We start from the raw sequence: 19,681 nt of genomic DNA on the forward strand, positions 1-19,681 counted from the left end.
TGTCGTGTCAGCGATTGTCCTCTCCCCGCCTTAAGGCGGATGCGGCGATGAGTGGGCTCGATCAGGACCGCGGGCACTTCGGAAGAACGATAGGAAATGGACATCGGCTTTCTCCGGTCAGATCGAGAAGATCGCTTCGCGTGTCAGATGGCCTGTCACGGCGCCGTCCTCGCCGGTCACGGCCAGAACGTCGGTATTGCCCGCCACCATCAGGGACAGCGCATCGCGCAGGTTGAGCGATGCGGCGACGCTGGATGCGGCATTGTCCGGTGGCCCGGCGCGCGCGGCATCTGCCACCGAAAACAGGCTGAGCCGCTTGATCGCGCGATCGACGCCGACGAAATTGGAGACGAAGTCGTCCGCAGGCTTGGACAGGATCGCGTCCGGCGTATCATATTGCACGATCCTGCCCGCCTTCATGATGGCGATGCGATCGCCCAGCCGGATCGCTTCGTCGAGATCATGGGTGACGAGGACCACCGTCTTACGCACCCGGCTGAGGATCTGCCGGAATTCGTCTTGAAGGCGTGCCCGGGCGATCGGGTCGATCGCACCGAACGGCTCATCCATTAGGAGGACAGCGGGATCTGCGGCGAGCGCGCGGGCGACGCCGATACGCTGGCGCTGGCCGCCCGAAAGCTGGCGCGGGTAACGGTCCAGCATTCCCTTCGGGTCGAGGCCGACGAGATCGAGCAGTTCCACCGTGCGCTTCTGGATTCGCGGCTGGTCCCAGCCGAGCAGGTTCGGTACCGCGGCGATGTTTTCCGCGATCGTCATATGGGGAAAGAGGCCGACATTCTGGATCACGTAGCCGATATGACGGCGCAACTGCACCGGGTCGGCGCGCGTCACATCCTCTCCGTTGAAGAAGATGCGTCCCTCCGTCGGCTCGATCAGGCGGTTGATCATCCGCATCGTCGTCGTCTTGCCGCAGCCGGACGGGCCGATCAGCGCCACCGTCGATCCTTCCGGTACTTCCAGCGTCAGGTTATCGACCGAAGGCGCGGCCCCTTCTGCATAACGCTTGGTGACGTTCTCCATGCGGATCATGCGGTTGTTCTTTCTGCAAAAGCTTCTTCTCGGTAAAGCCGAGGATGAATTCGGTGCCGAGAGCGAGAATGGCGATCGGCGCGGCGCCGACGAGAAGGCGCGACATGTCCATCATGCTGATGCCGCCGGCGATGAAATCGCCAAGCCCGCCACCGCCGATGAACGGCGCGAGCGTTGCACCGGCCAGAACCTGGACGGCGGCGGTTCGCGCACCGGCGAACATCGCCGGTGCGGCGAGCGGAATGCGGATCTTCCATAAGACCTGAGAACGGCTCATGCCCATGCCGATCGCCGCCTCGACGGCATCGGGATCGACATCCCGAAGCCCCACATAGGCGTTGAGCAGGATCGGCGGCAGGGCAAGCACGGTGAGCGCCACGATCGACGGCCTCAGGCCGATACCGAGCAGCGGCATCATGATGGCAAGGATCGCAAGGCTTGGGATGGTGCGCAGTCCGTTAACCGTGTTGATGACGCCGAAGGCGAAACGGCCGTAGTTGACGATCGCCACCGACAGCGGCAGGGCGATGGCGAGCGCGATTGCCAGCGACACGCCGGACATGACCAGATGCTGGCCGAGCGCGCGCAGGAATACATCGGGATTGCTGGCGATCCAGGTCAGGGCATTGTTCAGCATGAAAGCCTCCTCACTGCCATCGGACCAGCAGCCGTTCGGCGCGGGTCAGGATCAGGTCGAAGGAGATGGCAAGCAGCGCCGTCAGGATGCCGCCGACCAGGATTTTTTCGAGATATTCCTGATCGATGCCGATCAGGATGATCGTGCCGAGCCCGCCGCCGTCGATGAAGGCGGCAACGGTGGCGATGCCGATCGTGGTCACGAGCGCAATGCGGGCGCCCGACAGGATCAATGGTGCGGCCAGCGGCAGTTCGATGCGGAAGAGCCTCTGCCAGCGCCCGTATCCCATGCCATCGGCGGCATCGAGCACATCGGCAGGCACGCCACGCAGGCCGGTGACGATGTTGCGTAGCAGGATTAGCAGACAATAGGAGGACAGGCCGATCAGTGCAGGCTTCATGCCAAGCCCGACCAGTGGAATGAGCAGCGCAAAGAGCGCCAGGCTCGGGATGACGAAGATGATGTTGGCGACGGTCAGCGCGACGGCATAAAGCCTCTGCCGGCGAGCGCAGAAAATGCCGACGAGGAGCGCGATGACCAGTCCGATCAAAACTGCGGAGATCGACAGGACGAGATGCTGCCAAACGGCGAGCGCGATCTCTGGAATATGTCTGGGAGTCCACTTCAACGATCAGGAACTTTCTCTGAAGCGATCATGAAAAAGAAAAGGGAATGGATGCGGCACAGCCTAGAGAACCGGCCGCATCCCCATTTCAAGTTGCGCGTCGCGCAATCATATCAAGTCTTCAGATGCCCTGGGCTTCGAGGAATTCGGCGGCGACGTCCGCCGGTTCTTCCTTGTCTCGGTCGACCTTGGCGTTCAGCTCGCGCATGTTCTCGTTGTTGAGCAGCGGGCTGATCTTGTTCAGGACCTCAGCGATCTTCGGGTTCTTGGTCAGCGTGTCCTGGCGAACGACCGGAACGAGATAGTAGGGCGGGAATAGGCTCTTGTCGTCTTCGAGCACGACGAGCTTGTTTTCCGAAATCTGCCAGTCGGTGGCAAAGCCGTAGGAGACGTCGAGATCCTTGCTGGTCAACGCACTGTAACGGATGCCGAGCTTCGCGAAGATCTTAAACTCCTTGAACTCGATACCGTAGGTTTGTTTCAGACCCGGCAGGCCGTCCTTGCGCTCGCCGAAACCGGCTTCGGCACCGAAGGTCAGGTCCTTCGAGGCGGGCCCAAGATCGGTGAGCGTCTTCAGCTTGTACTTCTCGGCCGTTTCCGGAAGCGTGATGATCGCATAGCCGTTGTTGATCTTGGTCGGTTCGAGAAGCGTCAGCTTCAGGTTCTTCTCGTAATAATCCTTGACCTCGCCGTAGATCTTCTCGGAGCTGCCGGACAGATCACCCTTCACGACGGCCGCGAGCGCGGTGCCGGTATATTCGGGATAAAGATCGATCTCGCCATTCGTGAGTGCGGTATGGGCGACCAGCGTCGCACCGAGATTGAGGCGACGCTCGACTTCGACGCCGGCCTTTTCCAACGCCTGGGCGTAGATCTCGGCAACGACGAACTGTTCCGTAAAGTTCTTGCTGCCGATTTTGACGGCCTGCGCGTTTGCCTGTGCAGCAAGTCCGATAAAGGCCGAGGCCAAAATGCCTGTAAAGATCTTCAAATTCATCAGCTTCCCCTATTTGCCGTGATTGCGACGACACTTTTTAATGGCTTGATGCTCCGACCGCACAGGACGCTATGCTATTTTCGGACATTCCCGAGAAACAAATACCTGTGATTTTGATTGGCCAGACAGAAGGTGGATAATTAGATCAGCGCGCTCGAAAATCGAGGTATGGATAAGTTGATCGTGCGCAAAAGTTTGTCCTTTCCTCAGGGCGGTCCGGACCCCATAATCGGCTCTAGCCCTTACCGCTAAACCTAGCGTAACGATGGCGATGTCTTAGCTGGCGGCGGCGCATCGCGCTAACACTGGATCGATCTCGATCAGTCTCCACGCGGCGGCGTCGTGTTCGGGAAAATAGGCCTAGTCTTTTATACGTTGGGCGGAGTGTCATGCCAACGCAGCGAGCCTGTCACGCAGCCAGCTTTGTGCTGGATGGTTGGTGGTTCGGTCGTGCCAGATAATGGCGATGATAAAGCCGGGTATGTGGAGGGGCGGTCCCAGTACCTGAAGCCGGTCTGACCAACCTTCTGCGATTCGACGTGGAATTACCGCGATCATATCGGATCGTGACACGATCTCCGGCACGATCAGGAAGCCTGACGTTGACAAGGCAACGGTACGACGGCGGCCGATCGCCTCAAGCGCCGCATCGGTAGGTCCGGCAAAGCCTCCGCCCAGTTTTGAAACGACGACGTGGTCCTGCGCGCAGAACAAGTCCAGATCAAGGACGCCGTGCACGGCCGGATGCCCCTTTCGCGCGATGACCACATACTCTTCCTCGTAGAGCCGGCGCTGGCGCATCGCCGCCGGCGCTTCTTCGGGCCTCGCCAAGGCCAAGTCCACCTCGCCACGCTCTAACTGTGTCGTGAGTGCCATCACGTCGAGCGCCCGCCAGGCGATGCGGACCATCGGCGCCTCGGCCCGCAAGGCGATCGAGTAGCTTGCCAACAGCGCATATTGGACGTAGTCGCTCGCCGCGATCACCACGGTCGCACGTAAAGTCTGCGGATCGACCGGCGCTCCTTGCTCGACGACGCGGCGAACACCCTCCAGCGCCTCGTGCAGTGGCTGCATTAGCTCGAGCGCCCGCTCCGTCAGGATCATCCCGCGCTGGCCCGGAATCAAGAGCGGATCGCCAAGTGCATCGCGGAGTCTTGCTAGCCGTGCCGACAAGGCAGGCTGGCTGAGGTTCAACCGGCGCGCGGCGCGAGTGACGTTGCGCTCCGCAAGCAGGGTCTCAAGCGTCACGAGAAGTCCTAGATCGAGGTTCTTGGTATCCATCGCGTCAATAACGACACATAAAACGTTCGATTTCAATACCGCATCATGCGGCTTTATATGAACAGCGTAAATAGGTTGCAGGGGCGTAGAGCCGTTGAGCGGAAGGCTGCATCGATGCGACAATCCGGACGAACAGCGGCAACTTCCGGGAATAACCCTTGCTCCAGGCTCGGGCACACACGGTTAAACAGGAGAACATAATGTCTGACATAGGCAACACTTTCATGCCTCGCTTCGTTCAGTTCATCAATACTGCTGACGAAAAGCTTGGTGAGGAACTCATCGCGCCGGATGCGGCATTTCACGTTCCTTTCCAAAGCGAGCCGCTCATAGGGCCGACGGGCTGGCTCAAAGCCGTCGAGGTAATGCGTGGCGGCTTCCCGGACGTTCAGTGGACGCTCGAGGAGTTGGTCGTCGAGGGTGACAAGGTCGCCGCGAGATACACGATGCGTGGCACACACGACGGCACCTTCTTCGGAGTATCGGCGACCGGAAAGCAGATCGCCATCCAGACCATGAACTTCTATGCCATGGCCAACGGCAAGATTGTCGGCGAGCGCGGTCAGCCTGATCTCCTCGGGTTGATGCAGCAGATCGGTGCCGTGCCAGCTGGCAGTTGATCGCAACAGAAGATCCACCGAAGGGTAGGTTTCGCGCTCGCGATGGCCGAAATTGCTGGCGCCTTCCTGCTACCGGAGGTCTGGCGGCAATTTCGGTCAGATCGTCGACGGATGCTGGCACCCCCAACTATAAAGAAGAGATCATCATGAAAGTTCTTGTTGTTTACGCGCACCCTGAGCCCACTTCGCTGACGCGGCAGTTGGTCGACGTGACCGTCGAGACGTTGTCGGCAGCGGGACACAGCGTGGTCCATTCGGACCTCTATGGCATGAAATGGAAGGCGGTGTATGACGCCGATGACTTCCCGGTGCGTGAGAATCCAGAGCGACTGTCGTTCATCATGGAGTCGGGACATGCTTACACAAGCGGGCATCAGACGCCCGACGTGATCGCCGAGCAGCAGAAGCTGCTCGCGGCCGATGCTGTGATCCTGCAATTCCCGCTGTGGTGGTACGGCGTGCCCGCGATCCTGAAGGGCTGGATAGAGCGGGTCTATGCCTTCGGTTTTGCCTACGGCTATCAGAATGGCTCCAACGAGTTTCGTTTTGGCGACGGCATCCTCAAGGGCAAGCGAGCGCTGATCAATGTGCAGGCAGGCGGCCCAGTGGCCGATTATGGCCCGCGGGGTATCAACGGGCCGATAGAGCAATTGCTGTTCCCGCTGACTCATGGCGCGCTGTTCTACCCCGGCATGGACGTGCTCCCGACGCACGCGGTCTATGGCGCGGGCCATGTTTCCACGGCGGAGCAAGTGGACGAGATCAAGGCAGCATGGCGTGTGCGCCTCGCCGGCCTATTCACCGACAAGCCGATTCCCTTCCGTTCCCAGAACGGCGGTGACTTCCCCGATCGCCACACCATGGCCGACCATGTTGCGCCGGGTCAAACCGGCCTCGTCGCGCACATTGCCAGTCTGGTCGACGTTTGACAAGCAACGCCGATGTCCCCTGGTTGGTCAACTCAGATCGCCGGGGCCTTCGGAGCTAAAGGAGATGAAAATGGACGTATCATTTATCGGGCTCGGGCAGATGGGCTCGGGCATGGCCGACAATCTCGTGGCGGCCGGCCACCAGGTCACCGTCTGGGACCGGGCCAAGGCCGAGCCGTTCGCCGCTCGGGGTGCGCAGGTCGCTGCCGACCTCGCCGCGGCCGCCCGGGCTGGCACCGTCATGACGATGCTGGCCGACGACGCGGCCGTCGAGGCGGTCGTGTTCGGGGACGGCGGACTGCTCGCAGCAGGTCCCAGCCTGCTCCATATTTCGTGCAGCACGGTCAGCGCGGGCCTTACCGCCAGGCTTGCGGCTGCGCATGCCGAGGCTGAACAGCGTTTCGTGTCGGCGCAGGTATTGGGCCGCCCGGACGTCGCGGCGGCCGGCAAGTTGTCGGTCATCGCGGCTGGCGCGGCGGCGGATCTGGATGTCGCACAGCCGTTGTTCGACGCGATCGGGGCGGCAACGCAACGGCTCGGTGACCGCCCGGTGATGGCCGCGGCGGTGAAGGTCGCACTCAACGCCGGCATCCCGGCCATCATGCAGATGTTGACGGAACAGTTCCGCATCGTTGCCTCCCACGGTATTTCCCCGGATCGGATGGCGGCGCTCCTCCGCGACGTAAACTACGGCAATCGCCTGATCGGGAGCTACGGCCCGATCATCGCGGAAAAGCGGTTAGAGCCGGCGGGGTTCCCGATGCGGCTGGGTCGCAAGGACGTGGGATTTGCGCTCGCGGCGGCAGGCGACGCCGAACTGCCGCTGACTGAGTTGATCGCCGAGCGCATGGACGCGATCATTGACGCCGATGGCGGTGAATGGGACTGGTCAGCGATCGGCCAATGATGTGACACGCCGCAGGGTCGCCGGCGCCAGCCGAACCGGCCTCGCGCTGTTGCCGTCAAACATGCCGAAACCGGATTCGAGCGAAAAAATCTCGGCCGGTTCGCCGCACGGAGCGACATGCTCCTGCGGTGGCGCATTGGCCTGATCCGCCAGTCATACATATACAGGGCGAGGCGTCGAGGCGCTGATATGGCTAAAGAGCCCCACGGTAGTCCGGTCAAAAAACCAAGACGAAAGAGGTGCTGCGGACTATGAAGTCAACTGATGAAAGTGCCGGGATCAGACGTGGCGCCTCTTTTCTCAAATGAACGGCTGATGCCGACCCTTGATAGCGGTGCTCATGCTTGGTTCTCTTCGGAAGGGGTGGTGCGCTTTGCCAGCATCTTTTGGGGCTGATTGGCGGTGTGTCACGGTCTCTCGATCCAAAGGTTGCGACCTTGTTACGCTTCAAACAGTTCGATGATCTCGTCGTCAGGACCTACAACGTGGGCTGCACGGACCACGAATGAGCGCTTGAATGGAGGTCGGGCTTTCAGTTTGATGGTCGTAGGCCCGTCCCACACGCCGCCGGAACCATCTCTTATCGGATATGGCTTGGCGCCGGCTGCTAGTGCCTGGTCATAGGTTTCCTCCAAATCGGATACCCGCAAGCCGATGTGATTGAAGCTTGAGGCACGTTCTCCTGGCGGGACCGCATTTTTGGGTGCAGGAATCAGTTCAAGAACCTGCCCGTCTCCCATATCTAGGTGAGCGCCCTGAAGATTGTTGCGGAAATATACGCTTCCGTCATGAAGCCCTTCTACGCCATCCCATCGGAACAGGAGGGAGAAGCTAAAAGCTTCCATATAGAAGTCGATGGCCTTGTCTATATCGCGAACGCGAACGTTGATATGATGCAGGCCTGAGCCGTAGAGGAGATGGAGAGGCTTACCTGGTCCGGAAGGAGAGACGCCATTCACAGCATGATGTCGAGATGTTTCTTTGACGTCCGCAGCCTCTACCTTTTCGCCACTGACAGTTTTCGCGGCTGTGCCACCTTGTGCAATGGCTGTCATAACTTGCCGTCTGAGTAGTTGCATACCGTATCTCCCGTACTGCGTTTACCTACCAGCAAATCCTGTGGGCGTCTGGTCTTATAGCTACGAGGCAAGTCGACGTTTTGTTACTAAAAAATAAGATCTTTGCAGGTTTGGGGCTAGGGCTTTTCTCCGCGCGCAATGAAAACGCTGCTTGAGATGCAATTTTACGTTGGTGCTAACTGATCATGCAGAGCAGCTCATGGTTCGCGGTCCGGCAAATTTCGCCGGACGCTTTACGACCGTTGTTTTCTATAGCCACCCGTGCGAGAACTCTCATCCTCGCCAGCAGAGTTCTGTCAATCGTTCTATTCGCCAAATAGTCGGCAACGATTTCTTTGCTTATCAACTCGCCTTCGATTGCCCAGACACCCTACAATGCGACGCCGGTGTCGCGGTCGAAAACATGCACCTGTTCCGCAGCGATGTTAGCCTGGAAAAGTGCACCGTAACGCTGCGGATATTCGCCATCGACAATCGCCGTCACAGGCTGACCGGCGAGGTCGAAGATTACGTGTGTCTGCGCGCCGGTCGGTTCAACAAGCAGGGTCTGACCGGTGAGCGATGTACCTCCCTTGCCCGGACTCAGATGTTCCGGCCTAAGGCCAATCTTGATCGGCTGACCGCGCCTGACCTTGCGATCCTGCGCGATGCGGATCGCCGTACCATCGGACAGGCGGACAGTAGCCTCTTCGCCTTCGGCATCGATCGTGCCGTCGAGAAGGTTCATGGCCGGTGACCCAATGAACGCTGCCACGAAAAGATTGGCCGGATTTTTGTAAAGTTCCATCGGCGTGCCCTGCTGCTCCACCCTGCCCTGATTGAGCACGACGATACGGTCGGCCAGCGTCATCGCCTCGATCTGGTCGTGGGTGACATAGATGGAGGTCGTGTTGACCTTCTGGTGCAGTGTCTTGATTTCGGAGCGCATCTGCACACGCAGCTTGGCATCGAGATTGGAAAGCGGCTCGTCGAACAGGAAAACCGCCGGATTGCGGACGATCGCCCTTCCCATGGCCACGCGCTGGCGCTGGCCACCGGAAAGCTGCGCGGGTTTGCGCTCCATCAGGGGCAAGAGATCGAGCATGCGCGCGGCCTCATTGACCCGCTGGGCGATTTCCGCCTTGCTTGTCCCGGAAAGCCGCAGGTTAAAACCCATGTTCTCCGCGACCGTCATATGCGGATAAAGCGCATAGGACTGGAACACCATCGCGATATTGCGCTCGCGCGGTGTCAGGTCGTTGACGACGGCGTCATCGATGATGATCTCGCCGCCGGAAATATCCTCCAACCCGGCGATCATGCGCAACAGGGTGGATTTGCCGCAGCCGGAGGGGCCGACCAGCGCCACGAACTCTCCATCCTCGATGGACAGCGAAACGCCGTGAATGACTTCGAGCGCGCTAAAAGCCTTGCGGACTTCGTGAAGTTCTACGGATGCCATGTGTGATCCTCCGGTCCGGGCTATCAGGATTTCACCGCACCGGCGGTGAGTCCGGCGATGATGTGTTTCTGGGCGAGGAAAAAGACGATGATGGTAGGCAGTATGGTGAGCGTGATGAAGGCCAGAACCAGCTGCCATTCGGTGTTGAATTCACCGCGATAGATCATGATGCCGAGCGGCCAGGGATAACGGCTTTCCGAATTCAGCATGATCAGCGGCAGGATATAGCTGTTCCAGCTGCCAACGAAGGAAATGATGCCGACGGTGGCGATGATCGGTCGCGACAGCGGCAAGGTGACATGCCAGAAGAAGCGCATGTAACCGCAGCCGTCGACGAAGGCCGCATCGAACAGTTCCGATGGCAGGTTCCGAAAATAGTTGCGGAACAGCATGATGCTCATGCCGGTGCCGAAGGCCACCTGCGGCAGAACCACACCCCAATAGGTGTCGACCAGACCGAGATCGCGGATGCGGATAGAAAGCGGCAGGATGGCGGTGGCGGCCGGAAACATCAGGCCGATCAAAAAGTAGTTGAGCAGATAATCCGAGCCGAAAAAGCGGATATGGGCAAAACAGAAGGCCGCCATGGCGCCGAAAGCCAGGGTCAGGAACACGGTCAGCACCGCGATCACCATTGAATTGCTCATCTGCAGCCAATAACGCTGGCTAACGATGATATCGCCATAGTTGGACCACTGCCATTCCGTGGGCAGGCCAAACGGGTTGCCGCGCAGATCGCTGAGTGACTTGAAGCCGCCGAGCGCTGCGCTGATCAGCGGCACCACGACGACGGCGGCGACAATGATGAGCGCCACATACATGTAAATCTGCGTGGCGGTGCGTAAGCGCTGGCCGGAACCGGGCGCCATTGCGGCATCGATGGGCGGGGATGAGGCGATATCAGTCATGGCGCATAAATATCCGCTTGTAGCTGAAGGCGAGTGTGACGCAGATGACGAACAGCACGACGCCAACGGCGCTGCCGAAACCCACCTGCATGCGAGTCACCCCGAAGTTGTAGAGAAAGGTCACCATGGTCTGCGTCGAGTTGGACGGACCACCACCGGTGAGCGGCATGATCATGTCGAACAGTTGCAGCGAACCGACCACCGCGAAGAACACCGACAGGCGTACCGTGGAGCCGAGCAGCGGCAGCGTGACCAGGCGAAATTTCTGGAAACCGGTGGCGCCATCGATATCGGCCGCTTCCAGCACGCTCTTGTCGATCGCCTGCAGGCCGGCGATGAACAGCATCATGTGAAAACCGAAATATTTCCAAATGACGACGCCGAGGATGGCGTACATGGCGGTATCGCGATCGGCCAGCCAATAAGGTGGTTCGGCGCCGAACAGATGGGCGATGCCACCAACGAGACCAAAATCGCCATCGTAAACGAAACGCCAGATCATGCCGGCGGCGACATCGGCCAGAACATAAGGCAGGAAGAAGATCAGCCGGAAAAACAGCGCACCCTGGATGCGGCTGGAAATCATCGTCGCCAGCCAGAGAGCCAACGGGATCTGGATCAGGATCGAGGCGACCACGATCATGCCGTTGTTGATCAGCGCCTGGCTGAAGGCGCCGTTGCGGAAGATCAGCTGGTAATTGCGCCAGCCGACCCATTGCTCCGGCAAGCCATAACCGTTCCAGTTATAGAAGGAATACCAGGCCGCCTCGCCCATGGGCAGGATGACGAGCACCGTGAACAGCATGAGTGCCGGCGGCAGGAACAGCAGCAGCACCGGCCACTTGCTGTGCTTCAGCGACCGTTTTCGCCGTTGCAGCGTCGCACGTGGTCTGGCCGCAGAATAGGTTCTGCCGGGCATGGTGGTTTCGCTCATGCTCATTCGCATTCCTCATCTCGCACGGACGGGGCGGTATGGTCGCAAAAGGATGCCTGCGCTCCGGGGCCTGAAACCCCATGGAGCGGGAGCGCAGGCAAAGCGCTCTATTGGCGCTCGAGGGAAAAGGCATCCTCGATCTGCTGGGCGGCATCGGCCGGTTCCATGCCGCCGGAGACGATCTCGACGCTGACATCGTTCACGACCGCACCGACATTGGGCCCGAGGTCCTGATCGAGAAAGTTCTGGTGCCAGGTTTCCTTGGCCAGCGTCTCGGCGACGTCCTTCAGGAGTGGTTTGTCGATCGCTTCGCTGGCGCCCTTGGCGACCGGCATGATCTGCGTGTCCTTGGCGAGACGCTTCTGGACATCGATACCTGCCATGTAGCGCAGAAATTCCTCGGTTTCCGGCGGCGCGTCTTTCGTCACCGCCCAGCCGTTCAGGCCACCGAAACTGTCGGTGATCAAGCCGGGGGCACCCTCGATGGTTGGGAACTGGAAGCGGCCGATATTGTCTTCCGACAGCCCCTTGCGGCTGGTCGAATTCGACGCCTGCGTACCCGGCGTGCTTTCGAAGCCGAGGAGAATGGCGGCACGACCATCGCCGAACGTGGCGAGCGCGTCGTTCCAGGTGGCGCCGAGATAACCGTTCTGGAAAGGCTCGAGCTTGCCGAGTTCGGCCAGATGCTGGCCGGCTTTCACAAAGGGCTCGGCCATGAAGCCGTCATTTTCGCCGGCCTTGGCATCGGCAAAGCCTTTCTGGCCGGCCTCGCGCATGGCGAGATAACTCCAGTAAAAATGCAGTGGCCACTTATCGAGACCGCCGCCGGCTATCGGCGTGATACCGGCACCCTTCAGGGTTTTCACCGCACCCAGAAAATCATCCCAGGTGACAATCTTCGCGGCATCGACACCGGCCTTCTGGAACATTTCCTTGTTGTAATAGAACGAGACAAGCCCGCTTTTGGCAGGCGACGCCCAGACTTTTCCATCGAAGGTCAAACCTTCGATCGCATTCAGGTTGATGGAATTGCGCCATTCACCGCCATTGGCATCGAGCGCCGTATCGATCGGCCGCAAGGCGCCGGTTTCGGCCTGCGCCTTCAGAACGCCACCGCCCCATGTGTAAAACATGCTCGGCGCGTCCTTGGACTGCAGCAATGTCGGCATCTTTGCCTTGAAAGCCTGGTTCTCCAGGAACTGCATCTCGATCTTGACGCCAGGATGTTTTGCTTCAAACTCTCTGGCGACCTCCGTCCAGAGGCTGACGGCCGCGGGCAGTTGTTCGACATGCATCCAGCGGATGACACCTTCGGCGCTCGCGGAACCTGCGCAGACAAGGCTAAAGGCGGCCACAGTGGCGGCGGTCGATAACATGCGGAATTGGAAAATCGTGTTCGACATAAAAGGCGCTCCTCCCAAAGCTCTTTTAATCCCGTATCCGAATTAAATAATTGAGGACCGTATCCGGCCTGTCAATAGCCAGATTGAAAATCCGGCAATTTTGACCGGTTGGCGGCTTATTTCGCAAAAACTCTCTTGCGCAACGGCAGAAACTCACCCTACAAACATCGAAATTAATTTGGATTGCGTATTAAATTGCGTTCTACGCAAGAGGCTTGCGCACACGATATGAAAACCGCCGACCCCGAACTGATGCGTGCGATGAACCGGTTGAGCGTGCTGGATGCGATCCGGCGGCATGGGCCGATTTCCCGCGTCGAGATTTCCGAACGCACCGAGCTGTCGACCACCACGGTTTCCGCCATTACCGGATCGCTGCTGGACGACGGCCTGATCTTGACCCGGCACGAAGGCGACATCCGCAACGCCGCCGCCCGCGGCAGGCCACGGGTAATGCTGGAACTCAACCCAGCGGCGGCGCGCGTCGTCGGCGCAAAGATCACCGCCAGCCGCATGGTGTTCGTCGTCACCGACTTTTGCGGTGATGTGCTCTCCACCCTCACCCTGCCGATCCGTATCGACCGCCAGCCGATCAGCGTGATTGCCGACCTGATCGAGGATGGCGTGCGCCGCTGCGTCGTCGATGCCGGCCTGTCGCTTAAGGATGTGCACAGCGTCTGCCTCGGTCTTCCAGGCGTGATCGAGCACCGCACCGGCCGCATCCGCTTCAGCCCTATCCTGAAGGACACCAATGTCGATTTCGCCACCGAAATGTCGGCGCGACTCGACACGCCGACAATCATCGAAAGCGACGCCACGGCCATCACGCTCGCCCATCACTGGTTCGGCAAAGCCAGAGATCTCGAGGACATGGTGCTGGTCTCGCTCGAACAGACGCTTGGGCTTGGCGTGCTGCATGAAGGCCGGCTGTTTCGCGGCGCCGGCGGCCTCAGTCACAATCTCGGCGATCTCGTGCTCGGCATGGGCGAGGACGGTGCCGTGCGGCTTTCGACCAAGGCCGGTGAAACCGCCATTCTGGCAGACCAGCGCGGTGACGGCGCCTTTGCCGAAGCGGTGAAACTCGGGCGCGGCATGGCGCATGCGCAGGCCCTGATCAAGGCGGAGGATAGCCAGCTGGTGACGGCGGCGATCAGGGCCGGTGAAGCCATCGGGCTCAGCATTGCCAATATCGTCACGCTGTTTGCGCCGCCGCAGGTCATTCTGGTCGGCACCTCGCTGGCGCTTGGCGCCCTTTTCTGAAAAGCCTCGGGGATGCCTATGCGCTTGCCATACCGCCGTCATTGCAGGGCGTGAGTGAACTCGTTTTCGACGATTCCAACGACGATTTCTGGGCCCGCGGCGCTGCCGCCGTGGCGCTTTATGAGCTCTATGAATCGCCCTGGAGCACGACCGGACCGGCGCGCTGACGCGCCACAAAAACAATGCCATCGGGAGGAGACAAGATGGATAAAGTCGGTATCGGCATCATCGGATGCGGCAACATTTCAGGCGCCTATCTGAAGGCCATGACCAGCGCTTTCGGCATCCTCGACATCAGGGGGCTGGCGGATCTCAACCGGGACATCGCCGAGGCCAAAGCCGCCGAATTCAACCTGCCCGTCAAAACGATCGATGAACTTTTCGCCGACCCGAAGGTGGAGATCATCGTCAACCTGACCGTGCCCAAGGCGCATGTACCCGTTGCTCTGCAGGCGCTCGATGCCGGCAAACACACCTATTCCGAAAAACCGCTCGGCATCAATTTCGCCGAGGGCAAAAAACTCGCCGATGCCGCCAGGGCAAAGGGCCTGCGCATTGGTTCTGCCCCCGACACGTTTCTCGGCGGTGGCCACCAGACGGCACGGGCCCTGATCGATCAAGGCGTGATCGGCATTCCGGCCGGTGGCACCGCCACCTTCATGTGCCCCGGCCATGAGCGCTGGCACCCCAACCCCGGCTTCTATTACGAAGTCGGCGGCGGCCCGATGCTCGACATGGGGCCCTATTACATCACCGATCTCGTCAACCTGCTCGGCCCGGTCTCGAAAGTCGCCGGTTTTGCCACGACGCCGCGTTCGGAGCGCATCATCACCAGCGAACCGCGCAATGGCGAGCGCATCCCAGTGCAGGTGCCGACCCATGTGGCCGGTGTGATGGCCTTTGCCAATGGCGCCGTCGTGCAGATCGGCATGAGTTTTGATGTTGCCGGCCACAAGCATGTGCCGCTGGAAGTCTATGGCACTGAAGGCACGCTGATCGTGCCCGATCCGAACCACTTTGGCGGCGAGGTTTCACTGCTTCGAAAAGGCGGCCAGTTCGAGGAACAGCCGCTGACCCAGCCTTATGCCGACGGCAATTATCGCTCGATCGGCGTGGCCGACATGGCCTATGCGATCCGCAACAACCGGCCGCACCGTGCCAACGGCGATCTCGCCCTGCATGTGCTGGAAGTGATGGAGGCGTTTCACAAGGCCTCGACCGAGGGGCGCACGATCGACATCACCACGGCGACGGAGCGCCCTGCCCCGTTGTCGGCTTCATTGAGCGGCGAAAAGCTTTCGAACTAGAAATTTCTGGAGGAGATACATCATGCGGGAAGCACTTATCGTCTGGGGTGGCTGGAGCGGCCATGAGCCGGAAGAATGCGCGGCAGTCATCAAGGGCATTTTGGAAGAAGACGGCTTTAAGGTTTATGTCGAGCACTCGACGGAAGCATTCGCCGACCCGTCCATCCATGACCTCAGCCTCATCGTGCCGATCATGACCATGTCGAAGATCGAGAAGGAAGAGGTGAAAAACCTCGCAGCCGCCGTTCAGGGCGGTGTCGGCATTGCCGGTTACCATGGCGGCGCGGGTGATGCATTTCGCGAGTCCGTCGATTACCAGTTCATCATCGGCGGCCAGTGGGTGGCGCATCCCGGCAACATCATCGACTACACCGTCAACATTACCCGGCCGGACGACCCCTGATGGAGGGCATTGCCGATTTTCCCTATACGTCTGAGCAATATTACATGCATGTCGACCCCTCGAACGAGGTGCTCGCCACCACGACCTTTACCGGCGAACACGCTTACTGGGTCGATGGCGTCGTGATGCCGGTCGTATGGAAACGGAAATACGGTGAAGGGCGCGTCTTCTATTCCGCGCTCGGCCACCAGGCCAAGGAGTTTGACGTGCCGCAGATGAAGACGATTTTTCGACGCGGCGCCAACTGGGCGGCACGTTGATCGAACATTGCGAACCTCAGACGGCGGTCATCGCCGCCGTCTTCGCTTACCTACTACAGCGCCAATATCTTTGACTTGCCGCCTAAGCATTTTAGGTCTTGAAGGGACCTGAACCGCCGCCCCACAGTCTAACGCCCAACTTCAATGTAAATTCCTACTCTCGTCGAGACGATCGACGCCGAGCGGGCGGGAGGACGAGGCGCGGTTGAGTGCCTGCATCATCAGCTCGCCGATCTGCAAGCAGCATCTGTCCTTCTTGTCGCCTCCTCCCCTTTCCTCCTCATTGAAGTCCGAGAATTCTGACGCTATATTGCGTCACAATGATCGGTGGATCGAACGGGGTTTTTTTGAGATGGGTCTCGCCCAATACGCTGATGGCGGACTTTTTCGCCGCGCAAGATCGCCAGCGCCCTGCGCACCACGAGCGAAGAGATCGCTCGGACCGCAGGGCTCGGGAAGGACGCGATCCAGCGGCAGGATCGCATTCGCTCGGACAAGACGCAGCGGCGTCTTCGGGAAATGACCGAGATCGTCAATAAGGTCGAGCCTCGGTTTGGCTCCGCCCTGATGGCCTATGCCTGGTATCGCTCCGAACCGTTGCCCGGCTTTTCAGGCTTCACAGCGATGCAGCTCGTACGCGACGGCCGTGCCGACGAGGTTCTCGACTATATCGACGCCGTCGATGCCGGCGTTCACGCCTGAAAGTGCGATGGAGTTTCGAGGAACACTTTACCGGGCGCTCAACCCGATCTATGCGCGCGAGCCGATGTCGGGACGCGGCGCCGAACTTTATGGAGGTCGGTTCAACCGAAAGGGGACGCCGGCACTCTATACTTCGCTGACAATCGTCACGGCTTTGCGTGAAGCCAATCAGGCCGGCTCCCTGCAACCCACGACGCTCGTCTCCTATGACGCGGCATTCGAACGCATCTTCGATACGCGGGATGATATCGCGCTGCGCACTGAAGGCATGGACAATGCGGGTCTGGCGGATCCTACATGGCGCGATCAGATAAAAGCGGCCGGAGAGGCGAAGACGCAAGCCTTCGCAGGTCGGCTTGCCGCTGCCGGCTATCATGGATTGATCGTGAGGAGCTTCGCACCCGGCACGACCCGAGACGATGCCAACCTAGTCCTCTGGACGTGGAGCGATACGGCGCCTTGCCGGTTGACGCTAATCGATGACGAAGGTCGCCTGTCGCGATAGGATCGGTGTCGACCGCCAACTGCATCGACATAAAACTCACCAGCTGGAGAGCATGGCCCTTTTGGTTTTTCACCGACGCGTCATTGAAGAAACCTTGTTTCTTTACCGCTCTTGATGTTGGAGTGGACGGCCCCTGAACGGCATCGAAATGTGCCAGAATGAGCTGTTAAGATCTCAATCGAAGGGGCCGCCCATGGACAAGATTATTCGTATTGGCATGGATACGTCAAAGCACGTCTTTCAGCTGCATGGCGTGAATGCTGGAGAGAAACCGGTCTTGCGTAAAAAAATGCGACGCAAGGAGATGATCGACTTCTTCACGACCTGCCCGCCAACTTCTATCGCGATCGAGGCCTGTGGTGGTTCCCATCATTGGGCGCGGTTACTCGCCTCATTTGGACATGAGGTGAAGATGATCGCGCCACAACTCGCCAAGCCATATGTCAAGCGGAACAAGAATGACGCTGCCGACGCCGAAGGGCTGTGCGAGGCGATGGCCCGCCCAACGATGCGGTTTGTTCCGGTCAAGACAGTTGATGACCAAGCAGCACTCATGCTGATCAGCGTCCGAACCCGTCTGATCGCTAACCGGACCCAACTCGCTAACGCTATACGGGGTTACGCCACCGAATTCGGCATTTCCGCAGCTAAGGGGTTAGCACATATTCCGATGCTGCTTGAAAAGATAAAAGCTGACAAAACTGTGCCAGAGCTCGCACAGGAATTATTTATGAGCCAGGCCGAGGAATACGCTGAACTGGAAAAGAAGATCACGGATGTGGAGGCCAAGGTAAAGGCATGGCAGCGTAACGACCAACGCAGCATACGCCTCAACACCATCCCCGGCATTGGACCCATCGGTTCGGCTCTTTTGATAATGAAAACTCCCGCTCCGGAGCTCTTCAAATCTGGTCGCCAGTTCGCTGCTTGGATAGGGCTGACGCCAAAAGATCACTCGACCGGCGGCAAGCTGCGGCTCGGAGGTATCACGCGAGCCGGCGATGAGGCTCTGCGGGCCATCCTGGTGAACGGAGCAACCGCTGTCATTCATCACGCGCGGCGATCCGGTAAGGCTTCTCGATGGCTGGCGGAACTGCTTACGCGAAAGCCGCCTAAACTGGCAGCTGTCGCACTCGCCAACAAAATGGCGCGCATAGCTTGGAAACTCATGGTCTCTGGAGAAACTTACAGCGCAAGATCAGGAGCGGTTTTGAAGCAATGCGCCACATGAAGACTAGGAAGCAAGAACCAACTGTATCCTGATCTTCACCACGTGTAGGCAATACTACAACTTGCAAGATAATAGCAGATGGTGTGATCGATCGATCCGGGACACAGGACACCCCGAGAATCCCATCGGCCCGTCAAGGCCGCCTTGATGTTTGGGACCGGTGTCGCGGAAACCATCTTGGCCAGCGTTCATGTGCGAACGCAACAACAGGCCGGACATATGGACGCAAGCGATCAGATCAAATTATCGAAATATCTTGCGGGTCGGGGGCCGTCCACATATAGGATTCGAACCGACGGCCAACGATTGTGATTATGCGCCGCATCAGCCAGGCCCAACCATCCTATCTCCAGACGCCTTGCAGAGACCAACGCGTCTGGCTATATTACTGGAAATATCTGGAGGATCCGATGGCCAGCTCTCAGACACGTGCAATTCAGAATTACAGAAGCCGCTTGGGCGACCGCGGCCTCGCTCGTTTTGAGGTACTTGGGCGCGACAGCGATCGCAGCTTAATTAGATCACTTGCTCGCAAATTGGCCGAAGATGGCCCTGAAGCAGCTAATCTCCGTGCCGTCGTCAACGAAACGCTTGCTGGAGAGCCGCCTAAAAAGGGTGGTATTCTCGCAGCTCTCCGCCGATCGCCGATGGTCGGAGCCAATCTCGACACCGCCCGTTCACGCGAGGAAGGTCGCGAGATAGATTTGTGATGCGCTATTTGCTCGACACCAACATTCTCAGCAACGTCACCAAACCAGAGCCTTCGACGTCACTGTTGGTATGGATGGCCGAGCAATCCGACGATGATTTGTTCATCGCTTCGCTTACTGTCGCGGAGATACACCGAGGAATTCTGGAAAAGCCAGCGGGAAAGAAACGAGCCGCTCTTGAAGCCTGGTTTGCCGGCAATGAAGGGCCGCAATCGCTCTTTGCCGGTCGCGTGCTTCCGTTCGACGAAAAGGCAGCTCTGATCTGGGGCGAGCTGATGGCACACGGAAAGGCGACGGGCCGCCCACGGAGTGCCTTAGACCCAATCGTTGCTGCCATTGCGCAATCCAACAACTGCATCGTTGTCACCGATAATGAGCGAGATTTTCAGGGGATCGACATTATCAATCCCCTCCGGGCGACCGTAATTTAAGTCGGTTGCCAAAGTTTCGGTCTTGAACCATCGCGAACCGCCGACCTGCTCATCCGAAGCT

At 59.3% G+C, this 19,681-nt stretch carries 20 protein-coding genes and 2 pseudogenes; 12 read left to right on the forward strand and 10 right to left on the reverse strand.

Annotated elements, in window-relative coordinates:
* Positions 1-117: 117 nt before the first annotated feature.
* The 5 genes from N7E02_RS05170 to N7E02_RS05190 form a co-directional block, all read right to left on the reverse strand.
* The gene (locus tag N7E02_RS05170; protein WP_286578969.1) at positions 118-1,050 is read right to left on the reverse strand and encodes an ABC transporter ATP-binding protein; all 933 of its coding nucleotides are present in this window, start codon (positions 1,048-1,050) and stop codon (positions 118-120) included.
* Positions 989-1,687 (reverse strand): ABC transporter permease, encoded by a 699-nt coding sequence (locus N7E02_RS05175; RefSeq protein ID WP_286578970.1) that lies wholly within the window; start codon positions 1,685-1,687, stop codon positions 989-991. Before N7E02_RS05175 ends, N7E02_RS05170 begins: the two co-directional genes overlap by 62 nt.
* A 10-nt stretch (positions 1,688-1,697) precedes the next feature.
* On the reverse strand, positions 1,698-2,315 hold the full coding sequence (locus N7E02_RS05180) for an ABC transporter permease (protein ID WP_286578971.1): 618 nt from the start codon (positions 2,313-2,315) through the stop codon (positions 1,698-1,700).
* Between the two features lie 118 nt (positions 2,316-2,433).
* A complete protein-coding gene (locus tag N7E02_RS05185; protein WP_286578972.1) occupies positions 2,434-3,309 on the reverse strand; it encodes a glycine betaine ABC transporter substrate-binding protein in 876 nt (291 codons plus the stop codon).
* A gap of 387 nt (positions 3,310-3,696) precedes the next feature.
* Entirely contained in the window at positions 3,697-4,626 is a 930-nt protein-coding gene (locus tag N7E02_RS05190; RefSeq protein ID WP_286578973.1) for a LysR family transcriptional regulator, read from the reverse strand.
* A gap of 164 nt (positions 4,627-4,790) precedes the next feature.
* On the opposite strand from N7E02_RS05190, the gene N7E02_RS05195 reads away from it, so the two are divergent.
* The 3 genes from N7E02_RS05195 to N7E02_RS05205 all read left to right on the forward strand — a co-directional run bounded on the left by N7E02_RS05195 (position 4,791) and on the right by N7E02_RS05205 (position 7,046).
* Positions 4,791-5,210 carry an ester cyclase gene (locus tag N7E02_RS05195; RefSeq protein WP_286578974.1) on the forward strand — a complete coding sequence of 140 codons (420 nt, stop codon included), beginning with the start codon at positions 4,791-4,793 and terminating at the stop codon, positions 5,208-5,210.
* 146 nt (positions 5,211-5,356) lie between these two features.
* Positions 5,357-6,139: an NAD(P)H-dependent oxidoreductase gene (locus N7E02_RS05200; RefSeq protein WP_374730628.1), complete on the forward strand. Its 783-nt coding sequence runs from the start codon at positions 5,357-5,359 to the stop codon at positions 6,137-6,139.
* Positions 6,140-6,209: 70 nt separating this feature from the next.
* Positions 6,210-7,046 (forward strand): NAD(P)-dependent oxidoreductase, encoded by an 837-nt coding sequence (locus N7E02_RS05205; protein WP_286578975.1) that lies wholly within the window; start codon positions 6,210-6,212, stop codon positions 7,044-7,046.
* A gap of 440 nt (positions 7,047-7,486) precedes the next feature.
* On the opposite strand, the gene N7E02_RS05210 is transcribed toward N7E02_RS05205, so the two are convergent.
* From N7E02_RS05210 to N7E02_RS05230, 5 genes are all read right to left on the reverse strand, one after another.
* The gene (locus N7E02_RS05210) at positions 7,487-8,101 is read right to left on the reverse strand and encodes a VOC family protein (RefSeq protein WP_286578976.1); all 615 of its coding nucleotides are present in this window, start codon (positions 8,099-8,101) and stop codon (positions 7,487-7,489) included.
* Positions 8,102-8,495: 394 nt separating this feature from the next.
* Positions 8,496-9,566 (reverse strand): ABC transporter ATP-binding protein, encoded by a 1,071-nt coding sequence (locus N7E02_RS05215; RefSeq protein ID WP_286578977.1) that lies wholly within the window; start codon positions 9,564-9,566, stop codon positions 8,496-8,498.
* Positions 9,567-9,589: 23 nt separating this feature from the next.
* Positions 9,590-10,474 (reverse strand): carbohydrate ABC transporter permease, encoded by an 885-nt coding sequence (locus tag N7E02_RS05220; protein WP_374730629.1) that lies wholly within the window; start codon positions 10,472-10,474, stop codon positions 9,590-9,592.
* Positions 10,467-11,408 (reverse strand): carbohydrate ABC transporter permease, encoded by a 942-nt coding sequence (locus N7E02_RS05225; RefSeq protein WP_286579086.1) that lies wholly within the window; start codon positions 11,406-11,408, stop codon positions 10,467-10,469. The genes N7E02_RS05220 and N7E02_RS05225 overlap by 8 nt, the downstream gene beginning before the upstream one ends.
* A gap of 107 nt (positions 11,409-11,515) precedes the next feature.
* A complete protein-coding gene (locus tag N7E02_RS05230) occupies positions 11,516-12,811 on the reverse strand; it encodes an extracellular solute-binding protein (RefSeq protein WP_286578978.1) in 1,296 nt (431 codons plus the stop codon).
* Positions 12,812-13,039: 228 nt separating this feature from the next.
* Here N7E02_RS05230 and N7E02_RS05235 point away from each other — a divergent pair.
* From N7E02_RS05235 to N7E02_RS05270, 9 genes and pseudogenes are all read left to right on the forward strand, one after another.
* Positions 13,040-14,238, forward strand: a pseudogene (locus tag N7E02_RS05235) (ROK family protein).
* Between the two features lie 36 nt (positions 14,239-14,274).
* Positions 14,275-15,378, forward strand: a complete 1,104-nt coding sequence (locus N7E02_RS05240) for a Gfo/Idh/MocA family protein (protein WP_286578979.1) — start codon at positions 14,275-14,277, stop codon at positions 15,376-15,378.
* Between the two features lie 22 nt (positions 15,379-15,400).
* Positions 15,401-15,781 (forward strand): ThuA domain-containing protein, encoded by a 381-nt coding sequence (locus N7E02_RS29465; RefSeq protein WP_353622810.1) that lies wholly within the window; start codon positions 15,401-15,403, stop codon positions 15,779-15,781.
* Positions 15,715-16,041, forward strand: a complete 327-nt coding sequence (locus N7E02_RS29470; protein ID WP_353622811.1) for a ThuA domain-containing protein — start codon at positions 15,715-15,717, stop codon at positions 16,039-16,041. Before N7E02_RS29465 ends, N7E02_RS29470 begins: the two co-directional genes overlap by 67 nt.
* Before the next feature lie 352 nt (positions 16,042-16,393).
* Positions 16,394-16,743, forward strand: a pseudogene (locus N7E02_RS05250) (antitoxin Xre/MbcA/ParS toxin-binding domain-containing protein).
* A 7-nt stretch (positions 16,744-16,750) separates the two neighbouring features.
* Entirely contained in the window at positions 16,751-17,248 is a 498-nt protein-coding gene (locus N7E02_RS05255; RefSeq protein ID WP_286579087.1) for an RES family NAD+ phosphorylase, read from the forward strand.
* 193 nt (positions 17,249-17,441) lie between these two features.
* On the forward strand, positions 17,442-18,479 hold the full coding sequence (locus N7E02_RS05260; RefSeq protein WP_286577931.1) for an IS110 family RNA-guided transposase: 1,038 nt from the start codon (positions 17,442-17,444) through the stop codon (positions 18,477-18,479).
* 410 nt (positions 18,480-18,889) lie between these two features.
* Positions 18,890-19,189: a hypothetical protein gene (locus N7E02_RS05265; protein WP_286579088.1), complete on the forward strand. Its 300-nt coding sequence runs from the start codon at positions 18,890-18,892 to the stop codon at positions 19,187-19,189.
* Positions 19,189-19,620 carry a type II toxin-antitoxin system VapC family toxin gene (locus N7E02_RS05270; protein WP_286578980.1) on the forward strand — a complete coding sequence of 144 codons (432 nt, stop codon included), beginning with the start codon at positions 19,189-19,191 and terminating at the stop codon, positions 19,618-19,620. Before N7E02_RS05265 ends, N7E02_RS05270 begins: the two co-directional genes overlap by 1 nt.
* The last annotated feature ends 61 nt before the right edge of the window (positions 19,621-19,681 follow it).

The sequence above is a fragment of the Terrirhizobium terrae genome, assembly GCF_030323265.1.
Lineage (GTDB): Bacteria > Pseudomonadota > Alphaproteobacteria > Rhizobiales > Rhizobiaceae > Neorhizobium.

Coding starts and splice junctions, on each gene's coding strand:
- N7E02_RS05170 (WP_286578969.1), bottom strand. CDS start 1,050: ATGATCCGCATGGAGAACGTCACCAAGCGTTATGCAGAAGGGGCCGCG.
- N7E02_RS05175 (WP_286578970.1), bottom strand. CDS start 1,687: ATGCTGAACAATGCCCTGACCTGGATCGCCAGCAATCCCGATGTATTC.
- N7E02_RS05185 (WP_286578972.1), bottom strand. CDS start 3,309: ATGAATTTGAAGATCTTTACAGGCATTTTGGCCTCGGCCTTTATCGGA.
- N7E02_RS05195 (WP_286578974.1), top strand. CDS start 4,791: ATGTCTGACATAGGCAACACTTTCATGCCTCGCTTCGTTCAGTTCATC.
- N7E02_RS05200 (WP_374730628.1), top strand. CDS start 5,357: ATGAAAGTTCTTGTTGTTTACGCGCACCCTGAGCCCACTTCGCTGACG.
- N7E02_RS05205 (WP_286578975.1), top strand. CDS start 6,210: ATGGACGTATCATTTATCGGGCTCGGGCAGATGGGCTCGGGCATGGCC.
- N7E02_RS05210 (WP_286578976.1), bottom strand. CDS start 8,101: ATGACAGCCATTGCACAAGGTGGCACAGCCGCGAAAACTGTCAGTGGC.
- N7E02_RS05215 (WP_286578977.1), bottom strand. CDS start 9,566: ATGGCATCCGTAGAACTTCACGAAGTCCGCAAGGCTTTTAGCGCGCTC.
- N7E02_RS05220 (WP_374730629.1), bottom strand. CDS start 10,474: ATGACTGATATCGCCTCATCCCCGCCCATCGATGCCGCAATGGCGCCC.
- N7E02_RS05225 (WP_286579086.1), bottom strand. CDS start 11,408: ATGAGCGAAACCACCATGCCCGGCAGAACCTATTCTGCGGCCAGACCA.
- N7E02_RS05230 (WP_286578978.1), bottom strand. CDS start 12,811: ATGTCGAACACGATTTTCCAATTCCGCATGTTATCGACCGCCGCCACT.
- N7E02_RS05240 (WP_286578979.1), top strand. CDS start 14,275: ATGGATAAAGTCGGTATCGGCATCATCGGATGCGGCAACATTTCAGGC.
- N7E02_RS29465 (WP_353622810.1), top strand. CDS start 15,401: ATGCGGGAAGCACTTATCGTCTGGGGTGGCTGGAGCGGCCATGAGCCG.
- N7E02_RS05255 (WP_286579087.1), top strand. CDS start 16,751: ATGGAGTTTCGAGGAACACTTTACCGGGCGCTCAACCCGATCTATGCG.
- N7E02_RS05260 (WP_286577931.1), top strand. CDS start 17,442: ATGGACAAGATTATTCGTATTGGCATGGATACGTCAAAGCACGTCTTT.
- N7E02_RS05265 (WP_286579088.1), top strand. CDS start 18,890: ATGGCCAGCTCTCAGACACGTGCAATTCAGAATTACAGAAGCCGCTTG.
- N7E02_RS05270 (WP_286578980.1), top strand. CDS start 19,189: ATGCGCTATTTGCTCGACACCAACATTCTCAGCAACGTCACCAAACCA.